Genomic DNA, 19953 nt, shown 5'->3' with positions numbered 1-19953 from the left:
TCCGGGACCCGCTGGCGCTGACCGCCGGAAGGGGGCTGCTACTCCGCGCGCAGGTCGGCGAGCAGCCGGAGTGCGTGCGCGACCTGCTCGGGACCGCGGACCCGGTAGGAGGCCGCGGTGGTGCCCTCGCCGCTCTTGATGCCGACGTCGCCGGAGCCGAGGACCGCGAAGGCGTCCTCGTCCGTCACGTCGTCGCCCGCGTAGAGCACGGCGGTCGCGCCGGTGTAGCGGCGGAGGTGCTGCACGGCCTCGCCCTTGGTGGTCGAGCGGACCGAGAACTCCAGGACGTTCTTGCCCTCGCGGACGGTGACCCCCTGCACCTCGGCGCGCGCCTCGGAGAGGGCGACGACGTGGGCGACGCGGCTGTGGCGCTCGGTCGCGAGGCGGGTGTGCAGGGCGAAGCCGGCCGGCTTGTCCTCGATCCAGACGTTGTCGATCCCGCGGGCGATGCCCTTCAGGACGTCCTCGAGCACTCCCACCTTCTCGAGCTCGTCGTCGTCGAGCCGGACCGCGTCCTCCTCGGGGTCGAGGCGGATCTCGATGCCGTGGGAGCCGACCAGCAGCGCCTCGTCCGGCAGCTGCGAGACCTCCTCCAGGCTCCCGAGCGCCCGGCCGGAGACCAGCGCGACCCGGGTGCCGGGGAGGGCGAGGAGCCGCAGCACGGCCTCGCGCGCCTCGGGGAGCGCCCGCGCGCGGGCGGGGTCGTCGACCTCGGGCGCGAGTGTGCCGTCGAAGTCGAGGGCCACCAGGAGCCGGTCGGCCGCGGCGAGCTCCCGCAGCGCCGCCGCGAGCCGCTCGGGCACTCCCTCGCTCATCGCGCGCCGCCGTCGAGCTCGCGGTCGTCGGCGGCCTCCCGCTCGAGCTCGGCCGCCTGTCCGTGCGCCGAGTCGTCGCGGTGCTCGGCCTCCTGGCCGTGCGGCGCCTCCTGCCCGCGGGCGGCGGGCCGCACGTCGAGCTGCTGGCCGGCCGCGTGCTCCGCGAGAGCCGAGAGGAACGACTCGGACCAGCGCGCCACGTCGTTCTCGAGCACGCGGCGACGGAGCGCGCGCATGCGCCGGGTGCGCTCGACGCGCGGCATCCGCGCCGAGGCCTCCATCGCGTCCTTCAGCCCCGAGATGTCGTGCGGGTTCACCTGCACGGCCTGCTTGAGCTCGTCGGCCGCTCCGGCGAACTCGCTCAGCACGAGCACGCCGTCGTTGTCGAAGCGGGACGCGACGTACTCCTTCGCGACGAGGTTCATCCCGTCGCGCAGCGCCGTCACGAGCATGACGTCGGCGGCGAGGTAGAGCGCCACCATCTCCTCGCGCGGGTAGCCGTGGTGGAGGTAGCTGATCGCCGGGTGCCCGAGCGTGCTGTAGTCGCCGTTGATCCGGCCGACCTGCAGCTCGATGTCGTCGCGCAGCTGCCGGTAGGTGTCCACGCGCTCGCGGCTCGGGCTCGCGACCTGGACCAGCACCGCGTCCTCGGAGGTGAGGCGGCCGTCCGCCAGGAGCTCGCCGAAGGCCTTCAGGCGGTGGCCGATCCCCTTGGTGTAGTCGAGCCGGTCGACGCCGAGCATGATCGTCGCGGGGTTGCCCAGCTCGGCGCGGATCTCGGCGGCGCGGGCCTGGATCTCGGGGGTGCGCGCCATCGCCTCGAACGACGCGGAGTCGATCGAGATCGGGAAGTGCCGGGCGACGACCGGGCGCACGCTCGCCCCGCGCCGCGAGCGGTTGACGCGGCGGGTGCCGCCGACGGCCTCCTCCTCGACCGGGACCTCGACGACCGTGCTGCGGGTGTCGTAGCCCAGCAGGCGCCGGACCGCGCGCAGGAAGCTGCCCGCGTCGCCCTGGCGCTGGAAGCCGATCACGTCGGCGCCGAGCAGGCCCTCGACGATCTGCCGGCGCCACGGGAGCTGCGCGAAGATCCCGTAGGGCGGGAACGGGATGTGGTTGAAGAAGCCGATCGTGACGTCGGGGCGGAGCTCCCGCAGCATCTTCGGCACGAGCTGGAGCTGGTAGTCCTGCACCCAGACCACGCCGTCCTCCTCCGTCACGGCCGCGGCCGCCTCGGCGAAGCGCTGGTTGACCCGCACGTAGGCGTCCCACCAGTCGCGGTGGTAGGTCGGGGGCGCGATCACGTCGTGGTACAGCGGCCAGAGCGTGTCGTTCGAGAAGCCCTCGTAGTAGTCCTCGAGCTCCTGCGCGCTGAGGGCGACGGGGACGATCTGCACGCCGTTGTCGACGAACGGGGCGACCTCCTCGTCGGCCACGCCGGGCCAGCCGACCCAGGCGCCCTCGTTCGCGCGCATCACGGGCTCGAGCGCGGTGACCAGCCCGCCGGGTGAGGTCTTCCAGGACGCGGTGCCGTCCTCGGCCACGACGCGGTCCACCGGGAGGCGGTTCGAGACGACCACGAACGCGTTGCGCTCTGTCCCTCCCGAGGTCCCGGCGTCGGTCCTGTCAGCGGCGGAGGAGGCGGAGGCGGAGTGCGGAGGAATGGTGGTCCCTTTTCGTCGGTCGAGCCGTCGTCGTGCCCGTCGAGGCTATCAGCCGGCCCCGCACGGGGGACGGGGGGGGTCAGCCCTGCACGAGGGCGAGGGCGAGCGTCGCTCCGCCCACCGTCGGGACGACCGCGACGAGTCCGAGGAGCGCGTACTGGCGCCACGAGACGTGCACGCCCAGCGCGGTCAGCCTCTGGTGCCAGAGCAGGGTGGCGAGCGAGGCCCACGGGGTGATCAGCGGTCCGGCGTTCACGCCGATCAGCAGGGCGACCAGGCGGAGCGGATCCGCCGCGACGGGCTCGAGGGCGAGGTAGGCGGGCAGGTTGTCGACCAGGTTGGAGGCGACCGCGCCGGAGCCGGCGAGGCGCAGCAGGTCGAGCGTCCCGCTCCCCTCCCCCGCGACCACGGCGAGCGCCGCGCCCAGCCCGAGCTGGTGCGCCGCCTCCATCGCCACGAAGAGGCCCGACGCGAACACGACGAGCTGCCACGGCAGGAGGGCGGGCGTGAGCGCCGCGGGACGGCGCACCGCGAAGAGGACGATCAGCGCGACCGCGGCGACCGTCGCCGGGATCCACACCTCGAGGCCCGAGACGAGCGCCGGCAGGAGCAGCGCCACGACGATCCCCGCGCCGACGAGCAGCACCCGGTCCTCCACCGGCGTCCGCTCCCCCGGGGTGTAGCGCCCGGCCAGCTCGCGCCGGTAGCGGATCGCGAGGATCAGCACGGGCACGACGGCCGCGACGAGCGCGGGCACCGCGGTCAGCGCGGCGAAGGCGAAGGGGCCCTCGACCCCCAGGCGCCGCTGCGCGAGCAGGTTGGTGAGGTTCGAGACGGGGAGGAGGAGGGAGGCGCAGTTCGCCAGCCAGACCGTGGCCATCGCGAACGGCAGGGGCGGGACGCGCACGTGCGCCGCGAGCAGGACCACGACCGGGGTCAAGAGCACGGCGGTCGTGTCGAGCGAGAGGAACACCGTGCTGACGACGGCCATCGCCACCACCAGCAGCCAGAGCACCGCGGTCCGCCCGCGGCCCCACTCGGCGGAGCGCTCGGCGACCACGGTGAAGACGCCGGCCTCGGAGGCCAGCTCGGCGACCACGGTCACCGCGACCACGAAGCCGAGGATCGGCGCCGTCCGCTCGACCAGCTCGCCCAGCGCGTCCATCGGGAGGACCCCCGTGACGACGGCCACCGCCCCGACGACGAGCAGCACCGCCCCGATCACAGCCGTGCGCATGTCGTTCCCGTTCTCCTCAGCGTGCCCCGGCTCGAGGATTCGGGTCCCGGCGGCGGTCCACCGTAGCGGGACAACCCCTCGGTGCTGTCAAGCGTTCCTCTGAGAGCTTTCGCACCCGCTAGCGTCGGGGTGAACACGGGAGGCACACGCATGCGCAAGTTCATCCTCAACTCCAGCGTCATCAGCGCGATCGTCGGCGGCTGGTCGATCCTGCAGACCACGCGCAAGGGCCCGCGCGACTGGCGCCTGGCCCTCCAGTGGGTCAGCTGGGCCATCTCGGTCACCGTCGCCCTGGGCTCCGTGTCCTACGACTCGAAGGAGATCGTCAAGGAGGAGCGCGGCAAGAAGCGCGACCACTAGGCCCTCCTGACGCGCCGCCTCCCCGCGGGGCGGCGTGTCAGCCGGTCTCCCGACCCGGTGGCGGCGACACTGTTCCCAGTCGCTGCCGGCACGGGAAACGGGGTTCGTCATGAGGTTTCGTCTGAGGCGTCGCAAGGCGGCCCCCGAGGTCGTCGATGCGGCCCCCGTCCTCACGCAGGACGAGCTCTTCGCCGTCGTCCACGAGCGGCTCGCTGCCTTCGTCGGATCCGAGGGCGCCTGGGTCGTCACGCGCCGCAGCCACGACGACCGCGACCCGATCTTCCACGGGATGCTCGCGCGCTCCCTCGCCCACGAGCTCTCCGCCGCCATCCAGGAGGAGCAGCTCCGCGCCGGCGCCGAGCGGACGTCGTCCCCGGTCACCGAGGCGATCCCCGTGATGCGCGCCTCCACTCCCCCGGTGGAGCCGGCCGCCCTCACCTGGGAGCCGAAGCCGATCGCCGTCTGGGCGGAGCCGGCCCCCGCCGACGTCGCCGTCGACGCCCCCGTCGCGACCCGCTCCTGACCCGAGCGGTCGGCCGGCGGGCTCGCCCTCCGGCCGACCCGACGAGCGACGTCGCGCTTCCCGCTGATCGAGGAGGCGGCGCAGCCGCCGTCTCGAGATCCCCCGCGGCCGCCCCTGCCTCTGCCGCCCGTCAGAGCGTCGGCCAGCTCCCGGGTCCCTCGCTGCCCGCCGGGTACTCGTCGAGCGGCACCCGGTCCACGTGCCACGCGTCGATCGCGGGCTGCACGATGCGCCAGCACTCCTCGGCGGCGTCCCCGCGGACCGAGAGCGACGGGTCGTCGTCGAGGATCCCCGAGATGACCTCGCCGTACGCCAGCAGCTCGCCCGCGCCGAAGGTCGCCTCCAGCGAGGCGCGCTCGAGCGTGTACGGGTCGCCGGGGCCGTTGATGTTCAGCTCGAGCGACATCTGGTCGGGCGCGAGGAACAGCCGCAGCACGGACGGCGCCTCGGTGCCGACGAAGCCGCGGGGCAGGTGCGGCACCGGCTTGAAGCGGATGACCACTTCGCGCCGCCGCTCCCCGAGCGCCTTGCCGGAGCGGAGGGTGAACGGCACGCCGGCCCAGCGCCAGGTGTCGATCTCGACGACCAGCTCGGCCAGCGTCTCGGTCCGGCGAGCGGGGTCCACGCCCTTCTCGTCCGCGTAGGCGGGCAGCTCGCGTCCGTCGATCGTCCCCGCCGTGTAGCGGGCGCGGCGCGAGCTCGCGGCGGGGTCGTCGCCGTGCAGGCGGGTGGCGCGCAGGACGATCGACTTCGCGTCCCGGAGGTCGGCCGCGTCGAGCGAGGACGGCGGCTCCATCGCGATCACCGCGAGGACCTGCAGCAGGTGGCTCTGGATCATGTCGGTCAGTGCGCCCGCGCCGTCGTAGTAGCTCGCCCGCCCCTCGAGGGCCAGCTGCTCGTCGTAGACGATCTCGACGCTCTCGATGTGCTCGGCCGACCACAGCGGCTCGAGGATCCGGTTCGCGAAGCGCAGGCCGAGCACGTTCATCACGGTCGCGCGGCCGAGGAAGTGGTCGACGCGGTGGATGCGGTCCTCGGGGACCAGCGCGGCGAGGCGCTGGTTGAGGGCGTGCGCGCTCGCCTCGTCGGTCCCGAACGGCTTCTCCAGCGCCAGCACGGTGCCCTCCGGCAGGTCGTGGGCGGCGAGCGCCTCGCAGGCCTTCGCCGCGATCGCCGGCGGGAGGGCGAAGTAGACCGCCACCGGACCGTCGCAGCTCGCGAGCAGTGCGGCGAGCGCCTCCGGATCGGTGACGTCGATCTGCTGGTAGCGCGTGCCGGAGGTGAGCGCGTCCACGCCCTCGCCCTGCGCCTCGACGGTGGCGAAGGAGGCGGTCAGCACCTCGTGCCAGTGCTCCTGGGTCCAGTCCTCACGTCCCGCGCCGACGAGATGGACCCGCCGGTCGGTCTCGCGGGTCAGCAGCTGGCCGACGGCGGGGAGGAGGAGCCGCGAGGACAGGTCCCCCGTCGCTCCGAGGATGAGCAGGGTCGAGACGGTCTGTGCCATGCGGCTCACCCTACGGCGGCGCTGAAGAGCCCCGCTCCGCCTTGACTGGGAGGCCACAGCCGCACCTGAGAGGATCGCCGCATGGTCTCCCCGATCGAGGACTACGCCGTCCTCTCCGACTGCCGCACGGCCGCTCTCGTCTCCCGCGACGGGGGGATCGACTGGCTGTGCCTGCCGCGCTTCGACTCCGCCTCCGTCTTCGGCGCCCTCCTCGGCGGCGACGACCAGGGGCGCTGGTCGCTCCGGCCGGTGGACGGGGAGGCGACGAGCGAGCGCCACTACCTCGGCGACACGCTCGCGCTGGTCACCCGGTGGACGACGCCCACCGGCGTCGTCGAGGTGGTCGACGTGATGCCGCTGCGCGACGAGCGCGCCGAGCTGGTGCGCCGGATGCGCGGAGTGTCGGGGACCGTCCGGATGCGGCAGGAGCTGCGCATCCGCTTCGACTACGCCCGCACCATGCCGTGGGTGCGGCAGGAGGGGACGGACGAGGATCCGCTGCTCGTCGCCGTCGCCGGGCCCGACGCGGTCGTGGTGCGCGGAGTGCGGCTGAAGGCCGTCGACCACGCCCACGCGGCGGAGTTCGACGTCGACGCGGACGCGGTCGTCGACCTCTCGATGGCGTGGTTCCCCTCGCACCAGCGGGCGCCGAAGCGCCTCGACGTCGACCGCGCGCTGGAGCGCACGCTCTCCTGGTGGTCCGAGTGGGCGTCGGCGATCGACTACGACGGCCCGCACCGCGACGCCGTCGTCCGCTCGCTGCTGACGCTCCGCGCCCTGACCGACGACGAGACCGGCGGCATCGTCGCGGCGGCGACCACCTCGCTCCCGGAGCAGTTCGGCGGCGCCCGCAACTGGGACTACCGCTACGTCTGGCTCCGCGACGCCTCGCTCACCCTGCAGGCCCTGCTCGCGCACGGGTTCGAGCAGGAGGCGCAGAAGTGGCGGGCCTGGCTGCTCCGCGCGGTCGCGGGCGCGCCGGAGGACGTGCAGATCATGTACGGCCTCGCCGGCGAGCGCGACCTGCCCGAGCGGGAGATGCCGAGCCTGCCCGGCTACGACGGCGCCTCCCCCGTGCGGATCGGGAACGCCGCCGTCGACCAGTACCAGGCGGACGTGATCGGCGAGGTGATGGTCGCTCTGCACGAGGCCCGCGTGGCCGGAGTGGACGAGACGGAGTTCTCCTGGCCGCTCCAGCGCGCGCTCCTGGGCTTCGTCGAGACCAACTGGCAGCGGCCGGACAACGGCATCTGGGAGATCCGGGGCGAGCCGCGGCACTTCACGCACTCGCGGGTCATGATCTGGGCCGCGCTCGATCGGGGTGTCCGCGCCGTGCGCGAGAACGGCCTGCCCGGTCCGGTCGAGACCTGGGAGCGCCTCCGCGACGAGGTGCGCGCCGAGATCGAGGCCCAGGGCTTCGACGCCGAGCGCGGCCACTTCGTGCAGTCCTACGGCTCGCCCGAGGTCGACGCGTCGCTCCTCGTGCTGCCGATGGTCGGGTTCGTCCCCGCCGACGACCCGCGGATGCTGGGCACCGTCGCCGAGCTGGAGCGCGTGCTCCTGCAGGACGGCCTGCTGCACCGCTACCGGACCGAGTCCTCGGTCGACGGCCTCGCGGGCGGCGAGCACCCGTTCCTCGCCTGCTCCTTCTGGCTCGTCCGTCAGTACGCCGACTCCGGCCGGATCGACGACGCGCGGACCCTGATGGACCGGCTCGTCGGGCTCTGCAACGACGTGGGCCTCCTCTCGGAGGAGTACGACGTCGAGGGCCGCCGGCACGCGGGGAACACTCCCCAGGCCCTCTCCCACCTCGCCCTGGTGCAGGCGGCCGACGCGATCGCGGCAGCCCGATGAGGCGCCGCCGCATCGTGCTCGCGAGCATCGGCGGAGTCCTCGGAGTCGCGGTCCTCGGCTTCCTCACCTGGAGCTCGATCGTCAGCGGCCCCGACGAGGACGCCCTCGCCCGCGTGCGCGCCGATCCGGCGATCGCGGTCGAGCGCACGGACGACGCGCTCGTGATGACGCCGACCTCGACCGGCGAGCTGGCCGGCACGGGCCTGGTCTTCATCCCCGGAGCGAAGGTCGACGCCTCCTCCTACGAGGCGACCCTGGCTCCGCTGGTCGAGGCCGGGGCGACCGTCGTGATCACGCGGCCGATCCTGCACCTGGCCTTCTTCGATCTCCGCTCGCTCGAGACCTTCACCAGCCAGGCCGAGGGCGTCGACCGCTGGCTCGTCGGCGGCCACTCCCTCGGCGGCGTGAAGGCCTGCCAGTGGGCCGAGGACCCGGCGGTGGCGGGCCTGGTGCTGCTCGGCAGCTACTGCGCGAACGACCTCTCGGGCTCCGGGCTCCCCGTCCTCAGTGTCAGCGGATCGGAGGACGGGCTCAGCACGCCGGAGAAGGTCGCCGACGCGAGCGTCCGGCTGCCCTCCTCCGCCGACCTCGTCGAGATCGACGGCGCCAACCACGCCGACTTCGGCTGGTACGGGCCGCAGGCGGGCGACGGCGAGGCGACCATCAGCCACGAGGAGGCGGACGCCCGCATCGCCGAGGCCCTCCTGGGCTTCAGCCGCGAGGTCGGCTGAGTCGCCCGCTCCCGCTTGACCTCGAGCGCACTCGAAGTCGTAGGTTGACGCCATGTCCACCGCCACCGCCGCCCCGGCCGAGCCGGAGGTGCTGTCGATCTCGCAGGTCGCCGCCGTCACCGGTCTCACCGTGCACACCCTGCGCTACTACGAGCGCGCCGGGCTCATGCTCGACCCGGTCGAGCGCGCCTCGTCGCAGCACCGCCGCTACCGGCCGGCCGACGTCGGCTGGGTCGACTTCCTCACCAAGCTCCGCGCGACCGGGATGCCGACCGCGAGGATCCGCGAGTACGCCCGGCTCCTCCGGATCGGGCCCGCCACGGAGCCGGAGCGCCTCGCGCTGCTCCGGACGCACCGCGAGGAGGTCGAGGCGCAGCTCGCCCGGACACACGCCAGCCTCGCCGCGATCGACATCAAGATCGCGGCGTACCAGGAGAGGACCACCCACTGATGAAGACGATCACCCTCGGATCCGACGTCGCCGCTCTCGAGGTCTCGCGCCTCGGTCTCGGCGCGATGGGCATGTCGGCGTTCTACACCGGCGCCGGCACCGACGACGCGGAGTCGATCCGCACCGTGCACCGCGCCCTCGAGCTCGGCGTCACGTTCCTCGACACCGCCGAGATCTACGGCCCGTACACCAACGAGGAGCTGCTCGGCCGCGCGCTGGCAGGCCGCCGCGACGAGGTGGTGCTGGCGAGCAAGTTCGGCATGATCCGCCACCGCGGCGACGGGGGCCGCGGACTCGACGGCTCCCCGGAGAACCTGCGGCTCGCCGTCGAGGGCTCGCTCGCGCGCCTCGGCACCGACCGCATCGACCTCTACTACCAGCACCGCATGGACCCGGGCGTCCCGGTCGAGGAGACCGCCGGGGCCTTCGCGGAGCTGATCCAGGAGGGCAAGCTCCGCGGCTACGGCCTCTCGGAGGCGGCGCCAGCGACGATCCGGCGCGCTCACGCCGTGCACCCGGTCACCGCTGTGCAGTCCGAGTACTCGCTCTGGACCCGCGACCCCGAGGCGGAGGTGCTGCCGGTCCTCCGCGAGCTCGGCATCGGCTTCGTCCCGTACTCGCCGCTGGGCCGCGGCTTCCTCACGGGCAGCATCCGCTCGGTCGCCGAGCTGGGCAGCGACGACTTCCGCCGCGACAACCCCCGCTTCGCCGACGGAGCGCTGGAGGCGAACCTCCGCATCGTGGAGGCCGTCGACCGGGTGGCGGCAGAGGCGGACGCGACCGCCGCGCAGGTGGCGATCGCCTGGCTGCTCGCCCAGGGCGAGGACATCGCTCCGATCCCGGGCACCAAGCGCGTCTCGCGCATCGAGGAGAACGCCGCCGCGGACGCCCTCGTGCTGACCGCGGAGCAGCTCGACGTCCTCGGCGCGCTCGAGGCCCCCGTCGGCGACCGCTACGCCGACATGAGCTCCGTGAACCGCTGACCGCCCTGCGGGACGCCGCTCGCCGCGCGCACCCCGGGCGCGGCCGTGGGAGCGGCGTCCTCGCAGGAGTCAGTCCCTCGGCGGCAGCTCCCGCTTCGGGGTGTCCCGCAGGTCGATGAGACCCGTGAACATCGCCCCCCGCTCGTTCGAGCGCTCGTCGCCCGAGAACAGGTTGTCCGGGGCGGAGGACCCGTGCCGGCGCGGGGTCGCGGCGGGAGCGGGCTCCCGCTCCATCTCGACGCGCTGACGCGGCAGGGCGACGGGGTCGTTCTCGTGCAGCCACGAGACGAGTCGCTCGCGCACGTAGCAGCGCAGGTCGAAGAGCGTCGGCGCGTCCTTCGCAGTGACGAGCACCCGGATCCGGACGAAGCCGCCCGTCGCGTCGGTCACCTGCAGCACGCTGGTGCGCCGATCCCAGAGGTCGGTCTCCTCGAGCATGCGGTGCAGCTCCTCGCGCATCTGCTCGGGGCTGACCCGCCAGTCCAGGTCGAGCTCGACGGCGCCGAGCAGCTCGGACCCGGTGCGGGTCCAGTTCTGGAACGGCTGGGTCGTGAAGTAGTTCGTGGGCAGCACCAGGCGGCGGTCGTCCCAGAGGTGGACGACGACGTAGGTCAGCGTGATCTCCTCGATCCGCCCCCACTCGGTCTCGACGATCACCACGTCGTCCAGGCGGATGGCGTCGCTGAAGGCGAGCTGCATCCCGGCGAAGATGTTCGTGAGGCTCGACTGCGCGGCCAGGCCCGCCACGATCGAGAGCACGCCGGCCGAGGCCAGGAGGCTCGCACCGGCCGTGCGGGCCTCGGGGAAGGTCAGCAGCGAGGCGCCGATCGCGATGACCACGACGGCCGCCACGGCGACCCTCCGGATGATCGTCATCTGCGTGCGGAGGCGGCGTGCCCGGCGGTTGTCGGCCGTGTCGGTCCGGTAGCGCTCGGCGCCCAGGTCCTCGAGGAACACGAACAGGGATCCGATCACCCACGCCGCCGCGCCGATCGTGGCGATCTGGAACACCCGCTGCACGAGACCCGGCCAGGGGTCGCCCGACACGGTGGCGGCGAGCGCGGCCCAGACCGCGATGGTCATCAGCAGCACGCGGAACGGGATGCGCAGACGCCGGATCAGCAGGCGCGCCCAGGTCTTGCGCTTGCCGACCGAGCGCAGCACGAGGGCGACGACGGCGGTCGCGACCACGGCGATCACGACCGCGATCACCACGGCGAGCGCGATCGAGCCGATCACGGGGAGGACGTCTTCGGGCACATCGGTCCTTTCTGGAGGGGAAACGGAAGCGAACGGAGATCCTGCCACGCGAACGGGGGTCGGTCCGCATTCTGCGCCGGACACCGTGCGGATGCTCAGGCGCCTGTTGGCGTCGGCGGACGGAGACGTCGACCTCGCCTGGAGCACCGTCGCCCGGGCCTTCACGCGGACGGGCATCACCCTGAGCCTGACCGCCGCCGCAGACGACCAGGGCCAGGCCTCCGACGCGCTCGACGTCGGGGATCGGCTCCACGAGCGTCGGCTTCCGCGGAGTCCTGCCGCTGCTCGACCCGTCGACCGCCGCACCCTCCAGCGAGTGAGTACGGGCCGGCGCTCCCCCCGCGGGCGCTCCGAGGAGGTCGGGAACGGACTCGGTCCGGGAACGACGAAGCCCCGCACCTCACGAGGAGGTGCGGGGCTGGTGGTGCACCCCCTCGGACTTGAACCGAGAACCCACTGATTAAGAGTCAGTTGCTCTGCCGATTGAGCTAGAGGTGCGTTCCGGCCGGCTGATCGTGCGTGCCGAACCGAGGGATCACATTACCAGCGTCTCCCCCCGTCTCGTCAAATCGAGTGCGACGGAAAGCCCGCGGTAGCGATCGGAGGCTCCGCGGGACCCACCGGTATCGTGGTCGCGTGACCCCGCAGAGCAGTGACCAGAGCTTCGACGACGACCTCCGACTCGCCCTCCGCCTGGCGGACGCGGCCGATGCGATCTCGCGGGAGCGGTTCGGCGCGCTCGACCTCGTCGTGGACACGAAGCTCGACCGCACCCCGGTCACCGACGCCGACCGCGCCGTCGAGGAGGCGATCCGCGCGCTGCTCGCCGCCGAGCGTCCGGACGACGCGATCCTCGGCGAGGAGTTCGGCACCTCGGGCGAGGCCTCGCGGCAGTGGATCCTCGACCCGATCGACGGCACCGCCCACTTCCTCCGCGGCGTCCCGATCTGGGCGACCCTGATCGCGCTCGCGGTCGACGGCGTCCCCGTCGTCGGAGTCGTCTCCGCTCCCGCTCTCGGCACGCGCTGGTGGGCGGCCGAGGGCTCCGGCGCCTGGGCCGTCGAGCTGGAGGCCGGGGCCGAGCCGCGACCGCTGCGCGTCTCGGGGATCGACACGCTCGCCTCGGCGACCTTCAGCTACAACAGCATTCAGCAGTGGGAGGGCGCGGGCCGTCTCCCGCAGTTGCTCGAGCTCGCCGGCGCCGTCTGGCGCGACCGGGCGTACGGGGACGCGTGGCCCTACATGCTCGTCGCCGAGGGTCTCCTCGACGGTGCGGGCGAGTTCGATGTGAAGCCCTACGACCTGGCGGCCCTGGTGCCGATCGTGCAGGAGGCGGGCGGCCGCTTCACCTCCGCCGACGGGGAGGACGGGCCGTGGCACGGCAGCGCCGTCGCCACCAACGGCCTGCTGCACGACGAGGTGCTCGCGATCGTGGCGCCGCGATGAGGAGCCGGACGGCCGCGCTCGCCTCGGCGGCGCTCCTCCTGCTCCTCTCGGGCTGCTCCTCCGTCGTCGGGCCGGACGGCCCGGAGGCCGTGCGTGACGAGGGCGGCACGGTGGCGACCGCCGGCGTCACCGACGTGTTCTCGCTGCGGCGCGGCGACTGCCTGGCCGACCCGGGCGACGACCGCATCGCCGACGTGGACGTCGTTCCCTGCGCCGAGGAGCACGCACTGGAGGTCTTCCACACGTTCGCGCAGCCCGGAGACCGCTACACCAGCCGCAACACGCTGCTCGCCCAGGCCGAGGCGGGCTGCGAGCCGGAGTTCGGCGCCGTGATGGGGATCGCCTACGGCGACTCCGCCCTCGAGTACCGCTCGCTCGTCCCCTCCGAGGTCGGCTGGCGCCACGGGGACCGCACGATCGTCTGCGCGGTCCTCGATCCGGCCGACGACTCCACCACCGGCAGCCTCTTCGGCTCCGCTCGCTGACCACGGCTCCGATCGACCCCCGTTCGGCTCATTGACACGCGCTCCGGCGGAGCGCAGGGTGAAGGGACGACCGGCAGGCGCGAGGGGGCGCGGAGACCGGCGGCTCAGGAGTCGACATGCAGGACCGGCACGATCAGGAACCCCCCGAGCGCTCGCGCACGGCCGAGCAGCACTGGGGACCGGCGGACAGCCTGTTCCCGAGGCTCCACCGGCAGAGCTCCCTGCTCGCCGCGGCGGAGGCGGTCGCGCAGGTCGACGGGCCCGGCCCGGGCGACGTCTGGTCGCGGCTCCTGCACGACTACGCCCACGCCTCCGACCGCGTCGTCTCGGTGGACGGCGACGCCGAGGCCGCCACGCTCGGCTGGCTGAAGCCGCGCGGGGTGGTCTCGCTGCTGGTCACCGAGCGGTGCGACGACGACGCCGCCGCCGAGCACCTGGTGGCCGCGCTCGCCGCGATGAACGCCGTGACCCTCTGCGTGCACGAGGCGCGAGCAGTACGCCTCCGTCCTCTGCTGGACGTGCTGCACCGGCTCCTGCCCGACGCGTTCGCCGAGCTGCCGGTGGACCGCAGCGCGCACTACCCGGTCGGCACCGCCGTCGCCGTGCTGGCGCCGGGCGTGCTCTACCGGGACTGGGCCCCGCCGCAGGCTCTCGGTGGCCCGGCGCACGACGACGACGACCGGCTGGCGATGCTCACCCTCTACGGGCGGATCAGACAGCTCGACGTGCGACCGTCGTGAGGGCGGCGGAGCGGAGCTCCCAGTGTGCGACGACGACCGGTGGTGGAGATGGGGGGAATCGAACCCCCGTCCATCGCTGTGATTCTGCGCCTTCTACGGGTGTAGCCGATGAGAGCGTTCTGCTCGGCCCCGACCCTTACCATCGGCGCATCGGTCGACGGGCCCAGCCCGAGTGCAAGTCCCGCGTCGCCCTCAGGCGTAACGACGCAGCAAGTCCTCTAGATGACGCCAGGATCCGGGGCGAGGACGCACCCACGGGCTGACGGACTATCTACTCTGGCTTAGGCAGCGAGAGCGAAGTCGGTGCGCTTCTGTTCGGCACCTGTGTTTTCCAGAGATCGTTCACGAGATGACCCTGGATCCTCGACCCGCTTCTCGCAGTTTCGCAGGCAATGTCGAAACCGATCATCCCCGCGAGCACTCGACGGCCCGGAGGCCGCTGGAGTGGGTCGTTCGTCGCACACTGTGGAGTTACGGGTTCTAGTCTACCTCAGCTCCGCGGGCGGTCACCCGGCGGCGGCGCAGATCGAGCAGACCCAGCACGAGCGCGAGCGCGATCAGCCCGAGGGTGACGAAGTAGCCGTTGCGGAAGGCGTCGTGGTAGCGGTCCAGCCCCTCCGCCATCCCCTGCTCGCTCGCCAGCGTCGCGAAGAAGACGGCGGAGGCGCAGGCGGTGCCGACCGCGGTGCCCACGCGCTGGCCGAGCTGGCCCACGGAGCCCGCCACGCCGCCCTGCGCCGGCGGGATCTCGGCGAGGGTGAGCGTCTGGTTCGGCGACACGACGAAGCCGCCTCCGGCCCCGGCGACGAGCATCGCGGCACCCATGCCGTAGGCGGCGGTCTCGGCCGGGAGGAGCTCGGCGGCGAGCAGCACGAGCGTGAAGCCGATGACCACGAGCACGATGCCGAGCACCACCAGTGCGCGGCCGTAGCGCTGCACGAGCTTGCCGCCGTACCAGGCGGTCACCGCCGAGGTCAGCGCGAACGGGATGCTCACCATGCCGGCGAACACCGGCTCGAGGCCGAGCCCCTGCTGGAGGAAGAGCGTGGTGAGGAGGAAGGTCGCCGGGATCGCGGCGAAGTAGGAGGTCGCGACCAGGATGCCGTTGCGGTAGGAGCTGGTCCGGAAGATGCGGAAGTCGATGACGGGCGTCCGCCCCGACGCGGCGTAGTGCGCCTCCCAGCGCACGAAGACGGCGGCGGCGGCCGCGGCGAGCACCAGCCAGAACCAGCGGTAGGGCGAGTCCGAGGAGGAGCCCGTGGTCAGCAGGAACGGCAGCATGAACGCGAAGATCGCGACCGCCAGCAGGAGCAGGCCGACCGGGTCGAGGGACCGGTCTCCCTCGGGCCGCGAGCGCTTCTTCGGGATGAGCTTCCAGGCGAAGACCAGCGCGGCGACGCCCAGCGGGATGTTCATCCAGAACAGCAGGCGCCAGCCGTCCTGCTCGCCGCCGATCGCGATCAGGAGGCCGCCGAGGGTCGGGCCGAAGGCGGTCGACAGGCCGATGGTCGCGCCGAAGACCCCGAAGGCCCGGGCCCGCTCGGCGCCGGTGAACATCTGCTGCACCAGCCCGAGGACCTGGGGCATCTGGATGCCCGCGGCGACGCCCTGCAGGAAGCGCGCGACGACGAGCAGCTCGATCGACGGCGCGAGCGCGCAGAGCAGGCTCGTCACCGTGAACGCGGTCAGCCCGATGAGGAACAGCAGGCGGCGCGAGCGGATGTCGCCCAGCCGACCGGCCGGCACGAGCGCCAGTCCGAAGGCGAGCGCGTAGCCCGCGACGATCAGCTGCAGCTGGCTCGCGTCCGCTCCGAGCGAGCGCTCGATCGACGGCAGGCCGACGTTGACCTTCGAGAGGTCGAGGATCGTGATGGCCGCGACTCCGACGCTCACCGCGAAGGCGCGCCACCGCGTCTTCTCGTCGGCGGCGCTCAGGGCGGCGGGGGCGCTGTTCTCGGGGGAGGTCACGCGCCCCAGTCTCCCAAAGCACGGGGCGCGAAGAAGAGGCTTGCGCGGCACCCGTCGGACAGTGCCCGCCGGGGCCTACTCGCCGAGGCGGCGGCGGGTCGACATCGCACGGTCCGCCTCGCGGCGGTCCTGGCGCTCTCGGAGGACCTGGCGCTTGTCGTAGTCCTTCTTGCCCTTGGCCACGGCCAGCTCGACCTTGGCCTTGCCGTCGCTGAAGTACAGCGAGAGCGGGATCAGCGTGTACCCGCCCTCCTTCACCTTGTTGTGGATCTTGAGGATCTGCGCCTTGTGCAGCAGCAGCTTGCGCTTGCGGCGCGGCGGGTGGTTCGTCCAGGTGCCCTGGGCCCACTCGTTGATGTGGACGGCGTCGAGCCACGCCTCTCCCCCGTCGACGAACGCGTAGCCGTCGACCAGCGAGGCTCGGCCGGCCCGGAGGGACTTCACCTCGGTGCCGGTGAGCACGAGGCCCGCCTCGTAGGTGTCCTCGATGAGGTAGTCGTGGCGCGCCTTGCGGTTGGTCGCGACGACCTTCTGTCCCTGTTCTCTGGGCACGGCTGCTCCTCGGGTCGCGAGCGGATGAAGGGGGCGGGCATCGTCGGGGCGATGCACCGGTGGGCCGCCCCGAACGGGACAGCCCACCAGTATACGTCCGGTCCGGGATCAGACCCGCAGGTACCGCGCGATCGCGACGTTCGCCGAGACGGCGGCCAGGACGATGCCGACCACGATCAGGATCGGCACGACGATCAGAGCGTCGTCGAGTCCCACGAAGGAGGTCAGCGGGATCCGGTACGCCAGGAACCCCTGCACGAAGACCTGCACGATGGCGACCACCGCGACTCCCGCGAGGATCGAGCCGACCAGCGCGGCGAAGACCCCCTCGAGGATGAACGGGGTCTGGATGAACCTGTTCGAGGCCCCCACGAGCCGCATGATGCCCAGCTCCCGTCTCCGCGAGAACGCCGAGAGGCGGATCGTGGTGGCGATGAGCAACACGGCCGCGACGAGCATCAGGACGGCGATGCCGATGGCCGTGTAGCTCGCCGCGTTGAGGATCGAGAAGATCTGGTCGAGGTACTGCCGCTGGTCGGTGACGCTCTCGACTCCCGAGACGCTCGACAGGCTCTCCACGATGACGTCCGACTGGGTCGGGTCCTTCAGGTTGATCCAGAAGGTCTGGTTGAGCAGGTCGGGAGTGACGTACTCGGCGACCGGGTTGCCCGCGAACTGCTCCTGGAAGTTCGCGTAGGCCTGGTCGTGGTCCTCGAAGTAGGAGCGGTCGATGTACGGCGCGAGCGTGGCGCCCTCGAGCTGGCCCTGCACCGCGTCGATCTGCTCGGCGGTGGCGTCGGAGCCGCTGCAGTTCGAGCCGCCGGAGGTGGCGGTGCACATGTACACCGCGACCTGCGCCTTGTCGTACCAGAAGTTCTTCATCTGGCCGATCTGCATCTGGAGCAGGATCGCCGTGCCGACGAAGGTGAGGGAGATGAAGGTCACCAGGATCACCGAGACGACCATGGAGACGTTGCGCCGGAGGCCGCTGGCGACCTCCGACCAGATCAGTGCGAATCTCACTTGACGGGTCCTACGTTCTGCTGGTCGTCGCCGGTCTCGTCGCCCTCGCCCGCGTGGGCGCGGAGGCCGAGGCGCGCGGCGAGCGACTCCTCGGGCAGGGCGCCGGTGTCGGCGGGGAGGAAGATCGGACCGGTCTGGCTCTGCAGCTCGACGACGCGCGGGGCGGCGGCGGGCTCGGCGGCCGGCTCCGGCTCGCGCTCCGGCTCGACGGCGGCGGAGCGGCGGCCCTCGGGGACGCGGGGCTGGGCGGCGGTCTGCGAGAGGCGGGCCGGCTCGGGCGGCGGGGCCGGGGCCTCCTGGCGCAGGTCGATCTCGGGGACCTCGGCGGGCGCGAGCTCGCTGTCGATGATCGCCGGGGGCGCGGGCTGCTCGGCGACCGCGTGGTCGTCGGCCGCCACGACCACGACGCCGTCGTGGACGACGGTGATGCTCTCGGTCTGGCCGTAGCCGCCCTGGCTCTCGTCGCGGACGATGCTGCCTGCCGAGAGCTCGATGACGCGGCGCTTCATCTGGTCGACGATGCCGGCCTCGTGGGTCGCCATGATCACGGTCGTGCCGCCCGCGTTGATCCGCTCGAGCAGCGCCATGATGCCGGCGCTCGTGGTCGGGTCGAGGTTGCCCGTGGGCTCGTCGGCCAGCAGGACGGCCGGCTTGTTGACGACGGCGCGGGCGATCGCCACGCGCTGCTGCTCGCCGCCGGAGAGCTCGTGGGGCAGGCGCGACGCCTTGCCCGCGAGGCCCACCATCTTGAGCGTGTCCGGGACGGCCTCCTGGATGTAGCCCTTCGACTTGCCGATCACCTGGAGGCTGAACGCGACGTTGTCGAAGACGGACTTGTTCGGCAGCAGCCGGAAGTCCTGGAACACCACGCCCATGTTGCGGCGGAAGTACGGGACCTTGCGGCTCGAGATCTTGCCGAGGTTCTGCCCGAGCACGTGGATCGACCCGGAGGAGGGGCGCTCCTCCTTGAGGATCAGGCGGAGGCAGCTCGACTTGCCGGAGCCGGAGGCGCCGACGAGGAAGACGAACTCGCCCCGGAGGATCTCGAGATCGATGGCGTTGAGGGCGGGTCTCGTGCCGCCCCGATACTGCTTGGAGACGTTGTCGAAGCGAATCATGTCGGTACGAGGGTAAGCGACGATCCCGAAGAGTCCGCCGAGGGGGCGCGCGGCGCGTCGGTGGGGACGCGCCCGCGCCGCGCTAGGAGGACTTCCGCCAGCGGATCCCGGCGGCGATGAAGCCGTCCAGATCGCCGTCGAACACGTGCGAGGGGTTGCCGACCTCGTGGTCGGTGCGCAGGTCCTTCACCATCTGGTACGGAGCGAGGACGTAGCTGCGCATCTGGTCGCCCCAGCTCGCGGTGATGGTGCCGGCGAGCTCCTTCTTGGTGGCCGCCTCCTGCTCCTTCTGCAGCAGCAGGAGCCGCGACTGGAGCACGCGCATCGCCGCGGCGCGGTTCTGGATCTGGCTCTTCTCGTTCTGCATCGACACGACGGTGCCGGTGGGCAGGTGGGTGAGGCGCACCGCGGAGTCGGTGGTGTTCACCGACTGGCCGCCGGGGCCGGAGGAGCGGAAGACGTCCACGCGGATGTCGTTGTCCGGGATCTCGATCGCCCCGGCCTCCTCCATCAGCGGGATGACCTCGACCGCGGCGAAGGAGGTCTGGCGCTTGCCCGCGGCGCCGAAGGGGCTCATCCGCACGAGGCGGTGGGTGCCGGCCTCGACCGAGAGCGTGCCGAAGGCGTAGGGGGCGTCGATCTGGAAGGTGGCCGACTTGATGCCCGCCTCCTCCGCGTAGCTGGCGTCCATGACGGTCGCCGCGTACTTGTGCTTCTCGGCCCAGCGGAGGTACATGCGCATGAGCATCTCGGCGAAGTCGGAGGCGTCGACGCCACCCGCTCCCGCGCGGATGGTGACCACGGCGGGGCGGTCGTCGTACTCGCCGTCGAGCAGGGTCTGCACCTCGAGCTCGCCCATGACCTTCTGGAGGGAGGAGAGCTCGGCGATCGCCTCCTGCTCGGACTCGGCGTCCTCGGCCTCGTTCGCCATCTCGACGAGCACCTCGAGGTCGTCCAGGCGCCGGTCGATCGCGGTGATCCGCGCGAGCTCGGACTGGCGGTGGCTGAGGGCGCTGGTCACCTTCTGCGCGTTGGCCGTGTCGTCCCACAGGTCGGGGGCGCCGGCCTGCTCGCTGAGCTCGGCGATCTTCGAGCGGAGACCGTCCACGTCGATGACGGCGCGGATGTCGGCGAAGGTGGAGCGGAGAGCAGTGATCTGCTCGGTGAAGTCGTTGTCCAGCATGGTGCGTCCAGACTACCGGGGGCCGGGGGCCGCCCTCCGGCCCGGGCGTACCCTGG

At 72.4% G+C, this 19953-nt stretch carries 19 protein-coding genes, 1 tRNA gene and 1 other RNA gene; 9 read left to right on the top strand and 12 right to left on the bottom strand.

Annotation, left to right across the window (positions count from 1 at the left end; translation table 11 throughout):
* Nucleotides 1-38: 38 nt before the first annotated feature.
* From otsB to C5C71_RS06925, 3 genes are all read right to left on the bottom strand, one after another.
* Nucleotides 39-815: a trehalose-phosphatase gene (otsB, locus tag C5C71_RS06935; protein ID WP_104226245.1), complete on the bottom strand. Its 777-nt coding sequence runs from the start codon at nt 813-815 to the stop codon at nt 39-41.
* Nucleotides 812-2395, bottom strand: coding sequence for a trehalose-6-phosphate synthase (locus C5C71_RS06930; RefSeq protein WP_104226244.1), 1584 nt, complete (start codon nt 2393-2395; stop codon nt 812-814). The genes otsB and C5C71_RS06930 overlap by 4 nt, the downstream gene beginning before the upstream one ends.
* Nucleotides 2396-2558: 163 nt before the next feature.
* Nucleotides 2559-3716 (bottom strand): SLC13 family permease, encoded by a 1158-nt coding sequence (locus C5C71_RS06925; RefSeq protein ID WP_104233214.1) that lies wholly within the window; start codon nt 3714-3716, stop codon nt 2559-2561.
* A gap of 150 nt (nt 3717-3866) precedes the next feature.
* On the opposite strand from C5C71_RS06925, the gene C5C71_RS06920 reads away from it, so the two are divergent.
* Nucleotides 3867-4076 (top strand): hypothetical protein, encoded by a 210-nt coding sequence (locus C5C71_RS06920; RefSeq protein WP_104327450.1) that lies wholly within the window; start codon nt 3867-3869, stop codon nt 4074-4076.
* A gap of 109 nt (nt 4077-4185) precedes the next feature.
* Entirely contained in the window at nt 4186-4599 is a 414-nt protein-coding gene (locus C5C71_RS06915) for a hypothetical protein (protein ID WP_104337389.1), read from the top strand.
* A 130-nt stretch (nt 4600-4729) separates the two neighbouring features.
* On the opposite strand, the gene C5C71_RS06910 is transcribed toward C5C71_RS06915, so the two are convergent.
* Nucleotides 4730-6103: a glucose-6-phosphate dehydrogenase gene (locus C5C71_RS06910; protein ID WP_181065662.1), complete on the bottom strand. Its 1374-nt coding sequence runs from the start codon at nt 6101-6103 to the stop codon at nt 4730-4732.
* Nucleotides 6104-6184: 81 nt separating this feature from the next.
* On the opposite strand from C5C71_RS06910, the gene C5C71_RS06905 reads away from it, so the two are divergent.
* Genes C5C71_RS06905 through C5C71_RS06890 form a run of 4 tightly spaced genes read left to right on the top strand, consistent with a single transcriptional unit; the run spans nt 6185 to nt 10122 of the window.
* Nucleotides 6185-7957, top strand: a complete 1773-nt coding sequence (locus C5C71_RS06905; protein ID WP_104337387.1) for a glycoside hydrolase family 15 protein — start codon at nt 6185-6187, stop codon at nt 7955-7957.
* A complete protein-coding gene (locus C5C71_RS06900) occupies nt 7954-8688 on the top strand; it encodes an alpha/beta hydrolase (RefSeq protein ID WP_104337386.1) in 735 nt (244 codons plus the stop codon). The genes C5C71_RS06905 and C5C71_RS06900 overlap by 4 nt, the downstream gene beginning before the upstream one ends.
* Before the next feature lie 52 nt (nt 8689-8740).
* On the top strand, nt 8741-9139 hold the full coding sequence (locus tag C5C71_RS06895) for a MerR family transcriptional regulator (protein ID WP_104337385.1): 399 nt from the start codon (nt 8741-8743) through the stop codon (nt 9137-9139).
* Nucleotides 9139-10122 (top strand): aldo/keto reductase, encoded by a 984-nt coding sequence (locus C5C71_RS06890; protein ID WP_104337384.1) that lies wholly within the window; start codon nt 9139-9141, stop codon nt 10120-10122. The genes C5C71_RS06895 and C5C71_RS06890 overlap by 1 nt, the downstream gene beginning before the upstream one ends.
* Before the next feature lie 69 nt (nt 10123-10191).
* Here C5C71_RS06890 and C5C71_RS06885 read toward each other — a convergent pair whose 3' ends face one another.
* Both C5C71_RS06885 and C5C71_RS06880 read right to left on the bottom strand, forming a co-directional pair.
* Nucleotides 10192-11382: a mechanosensitive ion channel family protein gene (locus C5C71_RS06885; protein WP_181065661.1), complete on the bottom strand. Its 1191-nt coding sequence runs from the start codon at nt 11380-11382 to the stop codon at nt 10192-10194.
* Nucleotides 11383-11804: 422 nt separating this feature from the next.
* Nucleotides 11805-11880: transfer RNA gene (locus C5C71_RS06880), tRNA-Lys, on the bottom strand.
* 138 nt (nt 11881-12018) lie between these two features.
* On the opposite strand from C5C71_RS06880, the gene C5C71_RS06875 reads away from it, so the two are divergent.
* The 3 genes from C5C71_RS06875 (at nt 12019) to C5C71_RS06865 (ending at nt 14053) form a co-directional block, all read left to right on the top strand.
* Complete coding sequence (locus tag C5C71_RS06875; RefSeq protein WP_104223554.1) at nt 12019-12828, top strand: inositol monophosphatase family protein; 810 nt, start codon at nt 12019-12021, stop codon at nt 12826-12828.
* A complete protein-coding gene (locus tag C5C71_RS06870; protein ID WP_104238162.1) occupies nt 12825-13313 on the top strand; it encodes a septum formation family protein in 489 nt (162 codons plus the stop codon). Before C5C71_RS06875 ends, C5C71_RS06870 begins: the two co-directional genes overlap by 4 nt.
* A gap of 116 nt (nt 13314-13429) precedes the next feature.
* A complete protein-coding gene (locus C5C71_RS06865) occupies nt 13430-14053 on the top strand; it encodes a hypothetical protein (protein ID WP_104337382.1) in 624 nt (207 codons plus the stop codon).
* A gap of 40 nt (nt 14054-14093) precedes the next feature.
* Here C5C71_RS06865 and ssrA read toward each other — a convergent pair.
* The 6 genes from ssrA to prfB all read right to left on the bottom strand — a co-directional run bounded on the left by ssrA (nt 14094) and on the right by prfB (nt 19897).
* Nucleotides 14094-14466: a transfer-messenger RNA gene (gene ssrA / locus C5C71_RS06860) on the bottom strand.
* 67 nt (nt 14467-14533) lie between these two features.
* Complete coding sequence (locus tag C5C71_RS06855) at nt 14534-16021, bottom strand: MFS transporter (RefSeq protein WP_104223557.1); 1488 nt, start codon at nt 16019-16021, stop codon at nt 14534-14536.
* Between the two features lie 75 nt (nt 16022-16096).
* Nucleotides 16097-16573, bottom strand: coding sequence for an SsrA-binding protein SmpB (gene smpB / locus C5C71_RS06850; protein WP_104223558.1), 477 nt, complete (start codon nt 16571-16573; stop codon nt 16097-16099).
* A 108-nt stretch (nt 16574-16681) separates the two neighbouring features.
* Nucleotides 16682-17596 carry a permease-like cell division protein FtsX gene (gene ftsX, locus C5C71_RS06845; protein WP_104223559.1) on the bottom strand — a complete coding sequence of 305 codons (915 nt, stop codon included), beginning with the start codon at nt 17594-17596 and terminating at the stop codon, nt 16682-16684.
* Entirely contained in the window at nt 17593-18714 is a 1122-nt protein-coding gene (gene ftsE / locus C5C71_RS06840) for a cell division ATP-binding protein FtsE (protein ID WP_104233202.1), read from the bottom strand. The genes ftsX and ftsE overlap by 4 nt, the downstream gene beginning before the upstream one ends.
* Nucleotides 18715-18796: 82 nt before the next feature.
* Nucleotides 18797-19897, bottom strand: coding sequence for a peptide chain release factor 2 (gene prfB, locus C5C71_RS06835; protein ID WP_104226967.1), 1101 nt, complete (start codon nt 19895-19897; stop codon nt 18797-18799).
* Between the last annotated feature and the right edge of the window lie 56 nt (nt 19898-19953).

The organism is Rathayibacter sp. AY1C1, from assembly GCF_002932105.1.
GTDB lineage: Bacteria > Actinomycetota > Actinomycetes > Actinomycetales > Microbacteriaceae > Rathayibacter.
Note: the sequence above shows the minus strand (reverse complement) of the source record. Positions and strands in the feature narration are given on the sequence as shown.

Coding starts and splice junctions, on each gene's coding strand:
- otsB (WP_104226245.1), bottom strand. CDS start 815: ATGAGCGAGGGAGTGCCCGAGCGGCTCGCGGCGGCGCTGCGGGAGCTC.
- C5C71_RS06925 (WP_104233214.1), bottom strand. CDS start 3,716: ATGCGCACGGCTGTGATCGGGGCGGTGCTGCTCGTCGTCGGGGCGGTG.
- C5C71_RS06920 (WP_104327450.1), top strand. CDS start 3,867: ATGCGCAAGTTCATCCTCAACTCCAGCGTCATCAGCGCGATCGTCGGC.
- C5C71_RS06915 (WP_104337389.1), top strand. CDS start 4,186: ATGAGGTTTCGTCTGAGGCGTCGCAAGGCGGCCCCCGAGGTCGTCGAT.
- C5C71_RS06910 (WP_181065662.1), bottom strand. CDS start 6,103: ATGGCACAGACCGTCTCGACCCTGCTCATCCTCGGAGCGACGGGGGAC.
- C5C71_RS06905 (WP_104337387.1), top strand. CDS start 6,185: ATGGTCTCCCCGATCGAGGACTACGCCGTCCTCTCCGACTGCCGCACG.
- C5C71_RS06900 (WP_104337386.1), top strand. CDS start 7,954: ATGAGGCGCCGCCGCATCGTGCTCGCGAGCATCGGCGGAGTCCTCGGA.
- C5C71_RS06895 (WP_104337385.1), top strand. CDS start 8,741: ATGTCCACCGCCACCGCCGCCCCGGCCGAGCCGGAGGTGCTGTCGATC.
- C5C71_RS06890 (WP_104337384.1), top strand. CDS start 9,139: ATGAAGACGATCACCCTCGGATCCGACGTCGCCGCTCTCGAGGTCTCG.
- C5C71_RS06870 (WP_104238162.1), top strand. CDS start 12,825: ATGAGGAGCCGGACGGCCGCGCTCGCCTCGGCGGCGCTCCTCCTGCTC.
- C5C71_RS06865 (WP_104337382.1), top strand. CDS start 13,430: ATGCAGGACCGGCACGATCAGGAACCCCCCGAGCGCTCGCGCACGGCC.
- ftsE (WP_104233202.1), bottom strand. CDS start 18,714: ATGATTCGCTTCGACAACGTCTCCAAGCAGTATCGGGGCGGCACGAGA.
- prfB (WP_104226967.1), bottom strand. CDS start 19,897: ATGCTGGACAACGACTTCACCGAGCAGATCACTGCTCTCCGCTCCACC.